The organism is Colwellia sp. Arc7-D (assembly GCF_003061515.1).
Classification (GTDB): domain Bacteria; phylum Pseudomonadota; class Gammaproteobacteria; order Enterobacterales; family Alteromonadaceae; genus Cognaticolwellia.
Genome location: NZ_CP028924.1, coordinates 914,677 through 930,286 on the forward strand (window position 1 = coordinate 914,677; position 15,610 = coordinate 930,286).

General features: G+C 37.6%; 11 protein-coding genes. 5 read left to right on the plus strand and 6 right to left on the minus strand.

Annotated elements, in window-relative coordinates; genetic code table 11:
* Nucleotides 1-11 precede the first annotated feature (11 nt).
* The 5 genes from rsfS to leuS form a co-directional block, all read right to left on the minus strand.
* Nucleotides 12-329: a ribosome silencing factor gene (rsfS, locus tag DBO93_RS03995; protein ID WP_108457739.1), complete on the minus strand. Its 318-nt coding sequence runs from the start codon at nucleotides 327-329 to the stop codon at nucleotides 12-14.
* 178 nt (nucleotides 330-507) lie between these two features.
* Nucleotides 508-1,167, minus strand: coding sequence for a nicotinate-nucleotide adenylyltransferase (gene nadD, locus DBO93_RS04000; protein ID WP_108455174.1), 660 nt, complete (start codon nucleotides 1,165-1,167; stop codon nucleotides 508-510).
* Entirely contained in the window at nucleotides 1,154-2,197 is a 1,044-nt protein-coding gene (holA, locus tag DBO93_RS04005) for a DNA polymerase III subunit delta (RefSeq protein WP_108455175.1), read from the minus strand. Before holA ends, nadD begins: the two co-directional genes overlap by 14 nt.
* 9 nt (nucleotides 2,198-2,206) lie before the next feature.
* Complete coding sequence (gene lptE, locus DBO93_RS04010) at nucleotides 2,207-2,713, minus strand: LPS assembly lipoprotein LptE (RefSeq protein WP_108455176.1); 507 nt, start codon at nucleotides 2,711-2,713, stop codon at nucleotides 2,207-2,209.
* A gap of 134 nt (nucleotides 2,714-2,847) precedes the next feature.
* Nucleotides 2,848-5,439 (minus strand): leucine--tRNA ligase, encoded by a 2,592-nt coding sequence (leuS, locus tag DBO93_RS04015; RefSeq protein ID WP_108455177.1) that lies wholly within the window; start codon nucleotides 5,437-5,439, stop codon nucleotides 2,848-2,850.
* A 467-nt stretch (nucleotides 5,440-5,906) separates the two neighbouring features.
* Between leuS and DBO93_RS04020 the strand changes: the two genes are divergently transcribed.
* The 5 genes from DBO93_RS04020 to hppD all read left to right on the plus strand — a co-directional run bounded on the left by DBO93_RS04020 (nucleotide 5,907) and on the right by hppD (nucleotide 13,925).
* Nucleotides 5,907-6,392 (plus strand): zinc ribbon-containing protein, encoded by a 486-nt coding sequence (locus tag DBO93_RS04020; RefSeq protein ID WP_108455178.1) that lies wholly within the window; start codon nucleotides 5,907-5,909, stop codon nucleotides 6,390-6,392.
* A 175-nt stretch (nucleotides 6,393-6,567) separates the two neighbouring features.
* Nucleotides 6,568-8,958: an ATP-binding protein gene (locus tag DBO93_RS04025; protein WP_108455179.1), complete on the plus strand. Its 2,391-nt coding sequence runs from the start codon at nucleotides 6,568-6,570 to the stop codon at nucleotides 8,956-8,958.
* Between the two features lie 552 nt (nucleotides 8,959-9,510).
* Complete coding sequence (locus DBO93_RS04030; RefSeq protein ID WP_108455180.1) at nucleotides 9,511-10,329, plus strand: hypothetical protein; 819 nt, start codon at nucleotides 9,511-9,513, stop codon at nucleotides 10,327-10,329.
* Nucleotides 10,330-10,697: 368 nt separating this feature from the next.
* A complete protein-coding gene (locus DBO93_RS04035) occupies nucleotides 10,698-12,506 on the plus strand; it encodes a DEAD/DEAH box helicase (protein ID WP_108457740.1) in 1,809 nt (602 codons plus the stop codon).
* A 375-nt stretch (nucleotides 12,507-12,881) separates the two neighbouring features.
* Entirely contained in the window at nucleotides 12,882-13,925 is a 1,044-nt protein-coding gene (gene hppD / locus DBO93_RS04045; RefSeq protein ID WP_108455182.1) for a 4-hydroxyphenylpyruvate dioxygenase, read from the plus strand.
* Nucleotides 13,926-14,491: 566 nt separating this feature from the next.
* Here the strand turns inward: hppD and suhB are convergent.
* Complete coding sequence (gene suhB / locus DBO93_RS04050; RefSeq protein ID WP_108455183.1) at nucleotides 14,492-15,295, minus strand: inositol-1-monophosphatase; 804 nt, start codon at nucleotides 15,293-15,295, stop codon at nucleotides 14,492-14,494.
* Nucleotides 15,296-15,610: the final 315 nt, after the last annotated feature.

Consider the following 15,610-nt stretch of genomic DNA (forward strand, 5'->3'; position numbering starts at 1 on the left):
TGTTGTTTAGATTATTCCCATAGTTGTTCTAGTTGATAACGATCGCGGATCTCATCGGTCATTATGTGAACAACTACATCACCTAAATCAACTAAAGACCATTCACCGATATCATTACCTTCAACACCTAAGGCTTCAATACCAGCTGCGCGGCATTCAATAGTAAGTGATTGAGCAATTGAAATAACGTGACGTTTTGAGTTACCAGAGCAAACTAACATATAGTCAGTGAAACCCGATTTTTTAGATACCTCTAAAGTAACGATATCTCGGCCTTTCATGTCTTCTATTTTTTCGGTAACAAAAGTAATTAGTTCTGAACTTTGCAAAGTGGGATCTCTATAATTAGCAATAATCGGCGATAATAGCATTATTTTGTTTGTCAGTTAACCATCTAATGTTGTCGTTAGCCTCTTTTTTACTCAACAATTGATATATTTCACTAAGTCAGGAACAAAAGTCGTTATAAATAGCGTTTTTTTGACAGAAAATAGAATTAGTTCGAACTTAGTTATAAAGCTTATGCTGCTTTATAAAGTCGAAAACCGGTTTTTCTAGGTACTGGCTACAATCTAAACCAGATTTTATTCTCGCTCTAATTTCTGTTGATGAAATATTAACTGGCTTGCTTTCATGTATAACTATTTGACCAGATTTTTGCGGCTGCAAATCGGTTAAATTAAATATCAGACGAGCCTTTAACTCTGGCGTAAGCGTGTCTTCCAGTTCCAGATGTGAATAACCTGGGCGAATATTAACGACTAAGTTGCATAAAGTTAAAATTTCTTGCCAACAGTGCCAAGTGGTAAATGTTAATAGTGAGTCCATACCCATTATAAAATATAAACTTGTATTCGGGTGATCAGCTTTAATTTCATTTAACGTATCGACAGTAAAAGAGGGGGTATGTCGATTAAGTTCGCGACTATCAAGCATGAAATTATCATTGTTATCACAAACTAATGACACCATTTCAGCACGCTGTTTGGCATTGGCATGGGTGCCAAGTTTATGTGGGGGAATATGAGCAGGAATTAAAAATAATTTTTCTGCTCCAATCCACTTAACTGTTTCTTGGGCAGGCAGAGTATGACCTAAATGAATGGGATCGAAAGTACCGCCAAGCACAGCAATAATTTTTGGCGGATTTTGCTTAGTTATACTCATAATCTAAACTAAAGTTTTGACTTAGTTCATGATGAAATAAGCTGATGAAAACATCACTGAGTAAAATAAACGCGTTAAAGTCACTGCTCGTTTTACTGAGTAAATCAACCTGCGCTAACCTTGCTAAAGCTTGCTCTGCTTGCGTTAAGGTAATGTGCTTTAACGCATGTTGATATAAAGGTTTTTTCTTTTCCCATATGCGATATTGTTTAAAAATATCGTTAATACCACTGCCTTGATCCATTTGTTCTAACATGGCATAAAGTTGGCTTATTTCCTTATGCACAACCCAAATTAATTGACCAAAAGCACTACCGTCGTGCTGCATTTGGTCTAAAATTTTCAAACATTTCTTTAAGTCGCCAATCAATAACGTATCGATAAGTTGAAAAGGGCTAAACTTAGCTTGTTTGATAAAAAGGTTTTCAGCTTCTTCAAAGGTTACTGTTTGTTGTGAAAACAAAATTGAAAGCTTTTGCAACTCTTGCTCAAGTGCAGGGAGGTTACCTTCAAATAACTCTGCCATTAAATCAATGACATCAGGTGCTAAGTTAAGTTGTAAGTGCCTTGCTTGATTATTCAACCATTGTTTTAATTGCTTACCTTCAACATCATACAAAGGTACAAAACAACCTGCTGCTTCTAAAGACTTAAACCACTTTCGCTTTTGCGTTGCCGCATCCAATTTTGGACCATGGAATATAAGTTGAATATCTTGATGTAAAAGGGTGAGTAATTTTGCTACACCCTTAGCGCCATTATCGCCAATTTTACCTGAAGTAAATTCTATTTCGATAATACGTAATGGCGAAAACAAACTCATCGATAGGTACTCTTGAAAGAGTTCGTCCCAATCAAATTTATCGTCGATACTAAAGCGAATTATTTCCGCAAAACCTTGTTTTTTGGCATGCAGCTTAATTTTCTCTAAGGCATCATTTTTTTGCCATAGCTCATCACCAAATACTAACCATATTGGCTGAAAGCCTTGGTTAAGCGTTTTGTCGAGGTTACTATGGTATATACGCATGAAGTTTACCTACAGCTGAATGCTAGCCATATCACGTAAGATTTTCTTGGCAGCTTCTTGGCGCATTTCTCGTAACATTAACGATAATTCCCTACTTTTTGCCAGCGCTATGTCAGGATCATCTTGATAATCACGATTAAGCTCAAAACGGAAGTTTTGAATATCTTGCCCTGGAATTAAAATTTGATACCTAACTGTATAAATTAGTTCGTATTCAGCAACTTGCCCATTAGGGAAAACAGATAAGGTTCGTCTGTCTAAATTGTCTTTTAACATACGCATTTGCGGGATGTCGGCGTCACTTTTTTGTACTAATTTCACATCATTAATACTTAAATGCTGCTTAACCAAGCGTGTAAGTTCGCCATATTGGTCTACCGAGCTAAAAGCAATGGTTTGTAATTCAGGTGCTAATAAGTAATTACCGCGTAGTTGAAAACCACAACCCGTTATCATTATTAACACTAGGCAAAATGATAACAGTTTGCTAATTCGACCTATGATCAATTGCTTCATAAAGTGTTCACTTTTTAATGGATGAAAATTTTATCAGTGCAGAGTAAATAAGATTAGCTATGCACTGATAAGTGGCTACAACGTAAATCATGAGTTTATTAATACTCATGATTTACTATGCGAAAAAGTACTAATTAATTAGCTACAATATTTAATAATTTACCCGGTACATAAATAACTTTACGTACGGTTTTACCATCTATAAATTTGCTAACGTTTTCATCGTTAAAACCGGTTTCTTCTACCGCTTCTTTGGTCGCATCAGCTGAAACAGTAATTTTAGCGCGTAACTTACCGTTAACTTGCACAATAATAAGCTTTTCATCTTCAATTAAAGCACTGTCGTCAACAACTGGCCAAGCGGTATTTTCAACTGGATTACCATCACCAACCATATTCCATAAATGGTGGCTTAAGTGCGGAACGATAGGCGTTAGCATTAATACCACAGCGCGAATTGCTTCGTGCATAACTACGCGGTCTTCATTGCTTTCAATGCTCGCTTTACTTAAGTGATTCATTAATTCCATTATCGCAGCAATAGCGGTATTGAAAGTGTTACGACGACCAATATCATCACTCACTTTAGCAATGGTTTTATGTAATTCACGACGCAGTAACTTTTGTGCTGCATTAAGCGTTAAACCCGCATTACTTGGGGCGGCATTTGACACATCAGCTGCTTGTGTAAAGTCGTAAGTTAATTTCCAAACGCGCTTTAAGAAACGATGAGCGCCTTCAACACCTGAGTCAGACCATTCTAAAGTTTGCTCTGGCGGTGAAGTAAACATAATAAATAATCGTACGGTGTCAGCACCATAAAGATTAATCACTTCTTGAGGGTCAATACCGTTGTTTTTCGATTTTGACATTTTGCTCATGCCAGCAGAAATAACCGGTTTACCATCTAACTTACTAATAGCAGAAGTAACTAGACCTTTTTCGTCACGTTCAACGTCAACATCAGTTGGTGCAATCCAATCTTGTCCACCATTATCAGCTTCACGGTAATATGTGTCAGCGAGCACCATGCCTTGGCAAAGTAGTTTCTTAAATGGTTCATCAGAGGTAACTAAACCAGCATCACGTAATAACTTATGGAAAAAGCGTGCATAAAGTAAATGTAAAATCGCGTGTTCAATGCCACCGATGTATTGATCAACGGGTAACCAGTAATTGGCTTTAGCAGGATCTAACATTTGTGTATCGTCGTTTGGTGAACAGTATCGTGCGTAATACCATGATGACTCCATGAAGGTATCAAAGGTATCTGTTTCGCGGAATGCTTCTTCACCATTGTATGTGGTTTTAGCCCATTCAGGGTTATCTTTAATTGGCGAAGTTACGCCATTCATGATGACATCTTCAGGTAGTTCAACCGGTAATTGATCAGCAGGTACTGGTACAGATTCACCATTGGCAAGGTGCATCATTGGAATAGGTGTACCCCAGTAACGTTGACGAGAAACACCCCAGTCACGTAAGCGGTAATTTACTGTTACTTTACCTTTGTTTTCACTGATTAATTTATCAGAAATAGCTTTAAAGCCATCTTCAAAACTTAAGCCATCAAATTCACCTGAATTAACTAAAACATTTTTTTCAGTAATAGCCGCTTTGGTTACGTCATCGTCTTCAGTACCGGCGATAACTTGTTTGATTTCTAAACCGTACTTAGTCGCAAATTCCCAATCACGTTGGTCATGACCTGGTACAGACATCACCGCGCCTGAGCCATAATCCATTAAAACAAAGTTTGCTGCCCAAACAGGTACTATTTCACCACTGATTGGGTGAATAGCTTTTAAGCCAGTATCAACACCTTTTTTCTCCATTGTCGCCATATCAGCTTCAGTAGATTTATTGGTTTTACAGCTTTGAATAAACTCAGCAAGTTCAGTATTATTTTCTGCAGCTGCAAGGGCTAAAGGATGTTGTGCTGCCAATGCCACATAAGTTACACCCATTAACGTATCAGGGCGGGTAGTGTATATATCGAAGCTTTCTGATGAGTCAGCAACTTGGAAGGTCATTTCTACACCTTCAGAGCGACCAATCCAGTTACGTTGCATGGTTTTAACTTGCTCAGGCCAATCGGTTAATTGGTCTAAATCGTTAATTAATTCTTCTGCATAGTCAGTAATTTTGATAAACCACTGTGGAATTTCTTTACGCTCAACAAGCGCGCCTGAACGCCAACCGCGACCATCAATAACTTGTTCGTTAGCAAGTACTGTTTGATCAACTGGATCCCAATTTACCGTAGCATTTTTCTTATACACTAAGCCTTTTTCATAAAGCTGAGTGAAAAACCATTGTTCCCAACGATAGTAGTCTTTTTTACAAGTGGCTAATTCACGACTCCAGTCGTAACCAAATCCTAAAGACTTTAATTGGTTACGCATGTAATCAATGTTTTCGTAAGTCCATTTAGCTGGTGCAGAATTATTTTTAATTGCAGCGTTTTCAGCAGGTAAACCAAAAGCATCCCAACCCATAGGTTGCATCACGTTTTTGCCTTGCATGCGTTGGTAACGAGAAATAACATCACCTAAACTGTAATTTCGCACGTGGCCCATGTGGAGTCGACCACTAGGATATGGAAACATTGCCAAGCAATAAAATTTTTCTTTTCCTGGTAACTCTTCAGCTTTGAAGGTGTTGTTATCAGTCCAAAATTTCTGAACATCGGCTTCTATTGATTGGGGATTGTAAATGGATTCCATTAATATTTCTCAAACACGCTTAAAATAAGTGCTTCACCTGACTTTGTTGGCAAATTTATAAAGATAAAATTTGTTATTTTAAGCTTAGGTTTTAGCGATAAAAATTATCCCGATAGGATACCTTATCTCTAGCCATTGCGACAAGTTAAAGCAGGTTAATGCTGCAGATTTTTCAACATTATCTCGGTCTAATACTCAGTTGATTAATTATTTGTGCATTTTTAATGGTTAAAATGAAAAGCTACAGCGTTATAAAATTGATAAGTAGCATAAGTGCTTATTAGATTTTATACCTGGCATTTGTTCATTTTTACTCATGAAAAAGTAGCACTCTTAATGAATCAAAGGGGAATAACCAAGAAAAACCACGTTTATCATTACTTTGTACTTTAATTAAGGTGGTTAATGGTGGCTTTTATCACTTTAATAATTATACTAAAAAGTGAGCATTTAATGACGGAGGCGTTATGAAACAAGAACAACCTCGTATGCAAGAGGTATATCAAAACTTACAAACATGGCTCGGAGATACTAGCGATAATGAAGTGCGCTCAATTGTTGAGTTAATTGAACAAGCCAAAAAGATTTTAATCGCTGCCGAACAAATTCCAGAACAGCAAGTTAAGCAGTTCATCACTAACCTGAAATATGATTTAAGTGATTTTTACCAGCAGTACCAAGCCGATATTAAACATTCCATTTATTTAGATATATTGAATGAGAGTCTTTGGGAAAATTTGGCACAAATTACCGACAAATCACAAGTAGAATGGTCAGAGCTTATGGATGATTTTCAACATCATGATGGTTACCATGTTGGCGACCATGTAGGTTTTGGACAATTGCAGTGTCGAGCATGCCAGCACTGTGTAACGTATAGTCATGCAAATGTTGTTGCGGAGTGTATTACTTGTGGTGGCAAAGACTTTAATCGCATTAGTTTAACACCCTAGAAGCAAATTTTTCAGATAGTTGTTGATATTGTTTTGCTGTTAATAGGGTTGTCGCTGTACACTGTATTTAATGAAACCGTATCTATAGCTATTTGCTAATTAGTTATCTGAATATTAAGTCAGTTCGCTAAATTTTACCCTACACGCTATTAAACTCGCACCCAAGAGATTTTCTATGACAAATGTGTCAACCAACACACGCCTTAAACCTTGCCAATTAACCGCAGACTTAACGGTTAAACAATTTGCCAATGCCACACCTACTGCTGAAATAGAGCAAGTATTTATTGGTCATGAAAGAGCTAAAGAAGCATTGGTTTTTGGCTTGTCGATGGATGCGCCCGGTTTTAATGTTTATGCCATGGGAGAGCATGGTACTGGGCGCCAAACGTTAATCAAACAAATGTTAGCGGCAACAGCCAGCAAAGAGCCCACACCAGATGAATGGTGTTACATTAACAATTTTGATGATCCTAATTCGCCACATAACCTCCATGTTAGTCCTGGTGATGGTAAGCAGTTACTTACTCGCATGAATACATTTATTGACGAGTTAATGGATTTATTTCCAGAAATATTTGATAACCCTGGCTATCAAAGACAAAAGGCTGCACTCGATCGTGATTTTAATAAAAAATATGATCAAGCTATTACTGAAGTGGAAGAGACAGCATTAAAAAGTAATGTGTTGTTGTTTGAAGAAAATGGTGAAATTGGTTTTTCACCTCTGGTTGCAGGTAAACCGCTTAATGATAAAGAGTTTGCTGAACTGAAAGAGCCAAAGCGTGCCGATTTTTATATCATATTAGCTAAATTAGAAGATTTATTATCCGAAAAGTTAATTGAACTACCACAATGGAAACGTATTTCATCTGATAAATTACGCAAGTTAAAGCATGAAACTGCCGCACAAAGTATTCAACCTTTTTTAGAAGAGCTAGAAGCTGAGTTTGTGAGTAATATTGGCGTACAAAAGTATTTAGCAAAAGTGAAAACACATGTTGTTGATGCCGTTTTAGAATTGCTGGTTGATGAAAGTAACGACACGCCTAATGATAAAGATATGCGTAAGTTAATGGTTGAGCGCTTTTTACCTAATTTATTAGTCACTCGAAAAGCCGACGAAGGTGCACCAGTTGTTTATGAGCAAAACCCTACCTTCCAAAACCTGTTTGGCCATGTGGATTTTGGCAGCTTTCAAGGTGCTAGTTATACAAGTTATCGCCTCATAAGACCGGGTGCTCTTCATAAAGCTAATGGTGGATATATATTACTTGAAGCAGATAAATTACTAACGCAACCGCTTGTATGGGCTCGCTTAAAGTTGGCGCTGAAAACCCAACAAATAACTATCGAAAATCCGCACTTAGAATATGCGCAACCTGGTGTATTTAGTCTGCAACCTGAAAAAATCCCATTAAATGTCAAAGTTATTTTACTGGGCGATCCTGAAATTTATTACACTTTGCAAGATTATGATCAAGAATTTACCGAGTTATTCAGAGTTTTAGCCGATTTTGATCGCCATTTAGAGAAAAATCAGCATAACTTGAACGACTACGCCAATTTAATTCGTCAACGTGCTCATCGTAATAATTATCCCGAAGTAACAGACGAAGCGATTTTAGAATTGGTTAAATATGCCTTAAGGCGCGCAGAGCATCAGCATAAAATATCAGCCAATATCGTACAAGTTAACGACCTATTAGATGAAGCCTTTTATTTATGGAAGTTATCTGACGGTAAAAATGGTTTATGCGGCAAACATGTCACCATGGCATTAGCGGCAAAGCAGCGCAGAACAGGGCGGATGAGCGAAGCTTGGTTAGAAGAAATTAAAGAACGCCAACTGCTTATTGATACTGAAGGTGAGCAAATAGGTAAAATAAATGGCCTAACGGTACTCGAAATTGGCGATAGCGTTTTTGGCACACCCGCGCGAATAACCTCAACTGTATATGCCGGTAGTCAAGGCGTTACTGATATTGAGCGAGAAGTCGACTTAGGTAAATCTATTCACTCCAAAGGCGTGTTGATTTTAACCGGTTACTTGGGTCATAAATATGGGCAGGAATTCCCAGTGACTATATCCGCCAATATTGCTATTGAACAATCCTATGGTCATATCGATGGTGATAGTGCTTCAATGGCTGAGTTATGTGCGTTAATTTCTGCCATTGCTAAATTACCGATAAACCAAGGTATAGCGATTACGGGGTCAATGAACCAGCATGGCGAAGTGCAATCTATTGGTGGTGTTAATGAAAAAATTGAAGGTTTTTATCGTCTCTGTCAAGACAAAGGCTTAACAGGTAAACAAGGTGTTATTATTCCTAAAACTAATACCATCAATTTGATGTTGGCACCTGATGTTATTCAAGCGGTGGCTGATGGCAAGTTTGCTATTTATGCTGTAGAAAACATTGATCAAGCGATAGAAATTTTAATGTCACAGCCGGCAGGGAAAATGACCAGAACAGGGCGATATCCAAGAAAATCAATACACGGTATGGTGCTTAATAAATTGTCTGCATTTTCAGATCTACTTAATGGTGCTGAAGAATAGCTAACATTAGTTACTAATTTCTCTATAAATACCATCAGATAAATAAACACGGCAAGCGTCGTGTTTATTGCTTTTTAACGATGTGACTTAGATGTGGCTTATTAGAAACCATATATTTTAAGCCAAGCAATTACGTGCTTGATAAATGTTTAATAACTATGATTGCTATAACTATGGTTATTATAACTCGGCTTAATATAGCTAGTGCATTTACCCGTGATTATTCGAGTCGTTTAAGACAATTGAAACGACTAATAAAGCTATAGCCGTAAGTAAGTCATACGCAAGTAAGTCTTAGGCATAGCTTAATGACTATAAGCTTAAATTATAGTGTTTTTCCTAAGGTATCTAATCAACAGGTAAGTACTTAATTGTTACTTACAAATTCACTAATAAATTGTTATTTTCACCAAAATATATCAATAAATATTTTACCCTTTATAGCATTTCCTTCTAAGTTATTAATATTAATGGTATTTATTGTTTGGCGTGATTTTTGATTGTATTGTAAAACAATGATTAAAAAACGATAGTTTACAAGGAAATAACCCAATGAAATTAACCCAAGCATTATTATTTATATCAGGCGTAACCATCTTAAGTGGCTGTATTGTCGTGGCAAGCCCATCTTATGCTAATTATCATAGCCAACAAGAACTGATAATTGATGCCAAAAAACTTAACGCATTGGATATCGAAGCAGGAGCAGGCTCTTTGGTCATTGAAGGCTCTGAAGATGTGACAGAAATTACTGTAGTCGCTGATATATATACCGAAGGTCGAGATTCAAATGACGTCGAATTAACTTTAACGCAATCAGGTAAAAGTGCGTATTTAGTGGCGAAAGTTGACAGTAATGGTTTTTGGCAAGGAGATTCGCCACATATTGATATTAAAGTCATCATGCCAAGCCAGCTTATGTTAAAAATTGATGATGGCTCAGGTGCTATCTCTATTAGCCATATTTATGCAGCAGTTGAAATAAAAGATGGATCAGGTGACATGACTATTGACGATATTAATAATGATCTTAAGATCAATGATGGTTCCGGCGGCGTATACATAAGTCAAGTCATAGGTAATGTCAGTATTATTGATGGCTCTGGTGAAATAGAAGTGAAGAACGTTGACGGTAACCTTGATATTGATGATGGTTCGGGCAGCATTTTTGTAAAGAATGTATCGGGCGATGCCGTTTTTGAAGATGGTTCTGGCGAGTTAACTGTCAGAAATATTGAGGGTTTAGTCACAATTGACGATGGCTCTGGTGGCATTGATGTGGAACAAGCGGGTGGTTTAAAAATTATCAATAGTGGCTCAGGTGGTATGCGAGTTAAAAAGGTAAAAGGCGGTTTTGAAATAGATAACTAGCCTATAATAACTTCAATGGTTTTTTCGAGTTAAAGTAGCTTTAAGTGCTTATTTTAAGCATTTAAAGCTATTTTCATGTTTAAATACGGTAAAGTTTACATTATCACTTGTATAATTTTACTACGTCTGTATAATGCGCGCCTCTGTGATCGTGAATCGAAATGGTTTCTTTAAGAACCTTAGATAGTAAACGTAGATAATCACAGAATTTTAAAAATGAGTGGGGTATATCCGCCCATAGACTTGCCCAGTTAACCTTTCAACGTTAACGTAATGAATGTGCCTTAAGTCTTCCTGGTGGTTTCCTCGTATATGTATGTAGGAATTTTGGCGTATAGCCAGTTTCTACCATGAGAAGACAAAATTATATGACTGATCTTAACAATGCCTCTGTAGGCTTTGACGCCCTTGGTTTGCCTGAAAACTTAGTATCTGCTGTAAAAGCACTAGGTTTTGAATCATCTACGCCAATCCAAGCGCAAACAATTCCACCTTTACTTCAAGGTAAAGACGTTCTTGGTGAAGCACAAACAGGTACAGGTAAAACTGCTGCCTTTGGTTTGCCTGCACTAGCAAAAATTGATGTGACGCTTCGTAAGCCACAATTAATGGTGCTAGCGCCAACACGTGAATTAGCTATTCAAGTAGCAGAAGCGATTGAAACTTTTGCTAAAGACATGAAAGGCTTAAAAGTTGCTACCTTATACGGTGGTCAATCTTACCAACCACAATTTCAACAACTAGAACGTGGTGCACAAGTTGTTGTTGGTACACCTGGTCGTTTAATGGATCACTTACGTCGTAAGAGCCTTAAATTAGACAACTTATCATTTTGTGTGCTTGATGAAGCTGATGAAATGTTAAACATGGGCTTTTTAGAAGATATTGAGTGGATCCTTGAGCATCTGCCTAAAGAAACACAAATGGCGTTGTTCTCTGCAACCATGCCTCCACAAATTCGCAAAGTAGCGAATCGCTTTTTGAAAAATCCTGAGCACATTAAAGTTGCTGCAGTGAAAAAAGAAAAAGCCAATATTACACAATACGCTTGGAAAGTTAGCGGTATTAACAAAATGACAGCTTTAGAGCGTATTGCTGAAACTGTTGAATATGATGCAATGCTAATCTTCGTTCGTACTCGTAATGACACGATTGACGTTGCTGAGAAATTAGAACGTGCAGGTTATGCTTCTGTTGCCTTGAACGGTGATATGAACCAAGCACAACGTGAACGTACTGTTGACCAACTTAAATCAGGTGTTTCATCAATTCTTGTAGCGACTGATGTTGTTGCTCGTGGTCTTGATATTCCGCGTCTTTCATTAGTTATTAACTATGATTTACCGGGTGACAACGAAGCTTACGTTCACCGTATAGGCCGTACAGGCCGTGCTGGTCGTAGTGGTACAGCGATTTCATTTGTTCGTCCACGTGAAATGTATTCTTTGCGTCATTATGAGCGTTTAACCTCTGGTACGATTGCAATGTACGACTTACCAAATATTCAAGAAATTGGTAAAGCCCGTATTGAGCGTACTTGTAATGAGTTAGCGTCTATTGTTGCTGATAAAGAATTAACAGCGATGCGTGAAATTATTGAAACAATGGCTAGTGAGTCAGAGCTTTCAATGACAGATTTAGCCGCAGCGTTACTTTATCAAAAACAGTTAAAGCAACCTTTACAACCGAAAGAAGATCCTAAGCCTCGTCGTGATGCGCGTGAAAGTAATGGCCGCAATGATGCTCGTGATACTCGTGGTGGTCGTAACGATAGCCGCGGTGGTCGCAATGATGCTCGCGGAGGTCGCAATGAATCTCGTGGTGATAACCGTAATGAGAACCGTGCAGAGCGCGCTCCTCGTAAAGCTAAAGTTGCCCGTTCAGATGTTGATTGGCAGACTTACCGCCTAGAAGTAGGTAAAGAGCATGGTGCACGTCCTGGTGATATCGTTGGCGCAATCGCTAATGAAATTTCATTAGACAGCAGCTACATTGGTGCTATCAACTTACATGAAAAACATAGCTTTGTGCAGTTGCCTAAAGGTATGCCTGAGAAGTCTTTTACACAGTTAAAGCGTGTTCAAGTTCGTCGTCAAGCACTTGCTATTACAGTGTCAGATACGCAGCCAGCAGCTGAGCGTCCATCTCGTCCACGTAAAGAGCAACGCACTAACTAATCACTTTTGATTAGTAAAACTAAGCGTCAACTTTTTTAAAAAGGTTGGCGTTTTTTTTCATCTGCTGAAAGTAGACCGACTTTATTTCTACGTTTAAATCGATACTAAAAACAATATTGATCGATAAAGTGACCATATACTGAGCTTGCTTTAGGTGGTTATCTGAGCAATTTTTTGCATCAATATATAGCTGTAAAAATAACGTTACATCTGCGTGCACTACTCGCTATAGCTTAGATCCTTGCAGCTAATAATTCATCTGATTTTAACGTAACAATAGATTTACGCTTCAAATAACACCCGTTTTTTCATTCACTTCCTCTGCGATGATTTCACAGTAATAATCGCTCTATTGCTACAGTGAGAGAAACAATTATGAAAGAAGTAACAAACCCGCTAAATTTACGTGGTATCGAATTTATTGAATATGCATCGCCAGATTCTGACTTTATGGCTGACGCTTTCTACGGCTTTGGTTTTTCAAAAACAAAAAAATTCAAAGGCCGTGATATTGATTATTTTAATCAAAATGATATCCATTTTTTCTTAAACAACGAGCAAGCTGGATTCTCTAAAGAATTTGCTAAAAGCCACGGACCTGCTATTTGTTCAATGGGTTGGCGTGTAGAAGATGCGGATTTTGCTTTCGAGCAAGCCGTTGAGCGTGGTGCTAAATCAGCCCAAAATGTTGATAAAAAATTACCTTACCCTGCTATTTTTGGTATTGGTGATAGCTTAATTTACTTCATTGAAAAATTTGGCGCTAAAGGCTCAATATATGAAGATGATTGTGAAGATATTGCTGAACCAGTATTAGTGAAAGATAAAGGCTTTAAAGCTGTTGATCATTTAACTAACAACGTTTATCAAGGCACAATGGAATTTTGGGCTGACTTTTATAAGAATATATTTGGCTTCACTGACGTACGTTACTTTGATATTAAAGGTGAGAAATCAGCATTAGTATCATACGCTTTACAATCTCCGTGTGGCACGTTCTGTATTCCTATTAACGAAGGTAAAGGCACTAGCAATAACCAAATAGATGAATACCTAAATGAATATAATGGCCCGGGTGTTCAGCATTTAGCATTTATTTCAGATGATCTATTAGGCTCATTGGATAAACTCGATAAAAACATTATCGATACACTAAATATTGTGCCTGAATATTATGATGATGTTTTTGACCGCATTCCTTGGGTTAAAGAAGACCAACAACGAATTCGTGATCATCAAGTATTGGTTGATAGTCAAAAAGAAAATTCATACCTGTTACAGATATTCACTAAAAATATCTTTGGTCCTATCTTTATTGAAATGATCCAACGTGTTGACGATAAAGGTTTTGGAGAAGGTAACTTCACTGCTTTATTTAAGTCAATCGAGTTGAATCAAATAGAGCGTGGTGTGCTTTAAGCACTTAACACGATAGGCACTTTTAAAAGCCAGCGTTTGCTGGTTTTTTTATGTGCTTCTTTTAGTCGGAATGGGCGGATTTATTGGAGTAATAAATAGACGACTGAAATCGGCCCCTTACGAAGGATAAAGACTTAATGTCTTGTATGTGTGGTTTTAGCCGCAGAAAAACATAAAATATAATTCACCACCGAGAAAGGCAGAGGCGCGCTGAGCGCTAATCCGAGAAGTCATTATGCCCCTATCTAAAGTGGGGCAGGTACACATTTACTCATTTAGCCCCTAAGATTGCAGCACTGTCTGCAAGCATTGTATTTTACAGGGAGAAGAAAATGAGAAAATAATGAGGTTTTTATAGGGATAATAATGATTTTGTACTTTCTCCTTCACTTCTCTTTGTTTTCTCCCTGTGAGAAAGTGTTATTCGGCCGACATAGTTTTCATACCTAATAATGCGTTGCTTTCGTAGGCGACTTCAGTCGCCATGAAGCTCTTACGCAAAACTTCCTATATTACAGGCATAAAAAAAGCGCCAGAAGGCGCTTTTTAACAGTAATTATTAAGCGTTATTTGCTTAGAGCTTCACCTAAGTGAGGGCGAATATCTTTTAATATTTCTTTTGCTAAACGCGGGCTACTAGCAACAATGTTGCCTGAGTTACTGTGATTATGGCCACCAACAAAGTCAGTTACTAAACCACCAGCTTCAATTACCATTAACTCACCGGCTGCGGTATCCCATGGTTTTAAACCAATCTCGAAATAACCGTCAACTCGGCCTGCAGCAACATAAGCTAAATCAAGTGCAGCAGAGCCAGCACGACGCATATCTGATGTTTTACCGAAAAGTGTTTTAAACATTTCTAAATAAGCATTGGTATGTTGCTTATGCTTAAAAGGAAAACCTGTCGCTAAAATAGAACCGTTAAGATCTTTAGATTGTTTTACGCGAATACGGAAACCGTTTAATTGAGCACCTTTACCGCGACTTGCCGTAAATAGTTCACCACGGATAGGATCGTAGATCACAGATTGATCTAATTTCCCTTTAACTTTTAGTGCAATTGATACTGCAAAGTGTGGAATACCTTTAACGAAATTTGACGTTCCGTCTAGTGGATCAATAATCCACTGGTAATCATTGTCTTTACCTTCAATTACGCCACACTCTTCACCAATAATCGTGTGATTTGGGTAAGATTTTTGAATTGTTTCAACAATAGCTAGTTCAGCACTTATATCAACATTAGTAACGATATCGTTAGTACCCTTAGATTCAATTTCAATCTTATCTACTTGTTCAAAAGCGCGCAGAATTACTTTGCCCGCAGCACGCGCAGAGCGCACGGCAATATTTAGCATCGGATGCATTATCGACTACCCTATATGTTGTAAAATGTCATAAACAGCTATGTAAAAGAACGAGGTTAATTTTAGCAAGCCATACAGTGATGAACCCCTAAAATTAAGCGCGCGAATTATAGCAAACTAATAATCAATTTGCGATACCCTTCTTTATTAATAACTAATAGAACTTACTTATCTTAAATAAAGTTATAGCGTATCAATTCAAACTTAGCTGTCTTTAATTTATCTATATAAGCGAAAGAGCTAAGCCATATTGATAAACACTAATTAACAAATATAAAAGACGTGATTTTTTCGCAGTACAAGTATAAGGTTCTA

Excerpts from the sequence above, each read along its gene's own strand:
- nadD (WP_108455174.1), bottom strand. The coding sequence starts at position 1,167 with ATGAGTATAACTAAGCAAAATCCGCCAAAAATTATTGCTGTGCTTGGC.
- holA (WP_108455175.1), bottom strand. The coding sequence starts at position 2,197 with ATGCGTATATACCATAGTAACCTCGACAAAACGCTTAACCAAGGCTTT.
- lptE (WP_108455176.1), bottom strand. The coding sequence starts at position 2,713 with ATGAAGCAATTGATCATAGGTCGAATTAGCAAACTGTTATCATTTTGC.
- leuS (WP_108455177.1), bottom strand. The coding sequence starts at position 5,439 with ATGGAATCCATTTACAATCCCCAATCAATAGAAGCCGATGTTCAGAAA.
- DBO93_RS04020 (WP_108455178.1), top strand. The coding sequence starts at position 5,907 with ATGAAACAAGAACAACCTCGTATGCAAGAGGTATATCAAAACTTACAA.
- DBO93_RS04025 (WP_108455179.1), top strand. The coding sequence starts at position 6,568 with ATGACAAATGTGTCAACCAACACACGCCTTAAACCTTGCCAATTAACC.
- DBO93_RS04030 (WP_108455180.1), top strand. The coding sequence starts at position 9,511 with ATGAAATTAACCCAAGCATTATTATTTATATCAGGCGTAACCATCTTA.
- DBO93_RS04035 (WP_108457740.1), top strand. The coding sequence starts at position 10,698 with ATGACTGATCTTAACAATGCCTCTGTAGGCTTTGACGCCCTTGGTTTG.
- hppD (WP_108455182.1), top strand. The coding sequence starts at position 12,882 with ATGAAAGAAGTAACAAACCCGCTAAATTTACGTGGTATCGAATTTATT.
- suhB (WP_108455183.1), bottom strand. The coding sequence starts at position 15,295 with ATGCATCCGATGCTAAATATTGCCGTGCGCTCTGCGCGTGCTGCGGGC.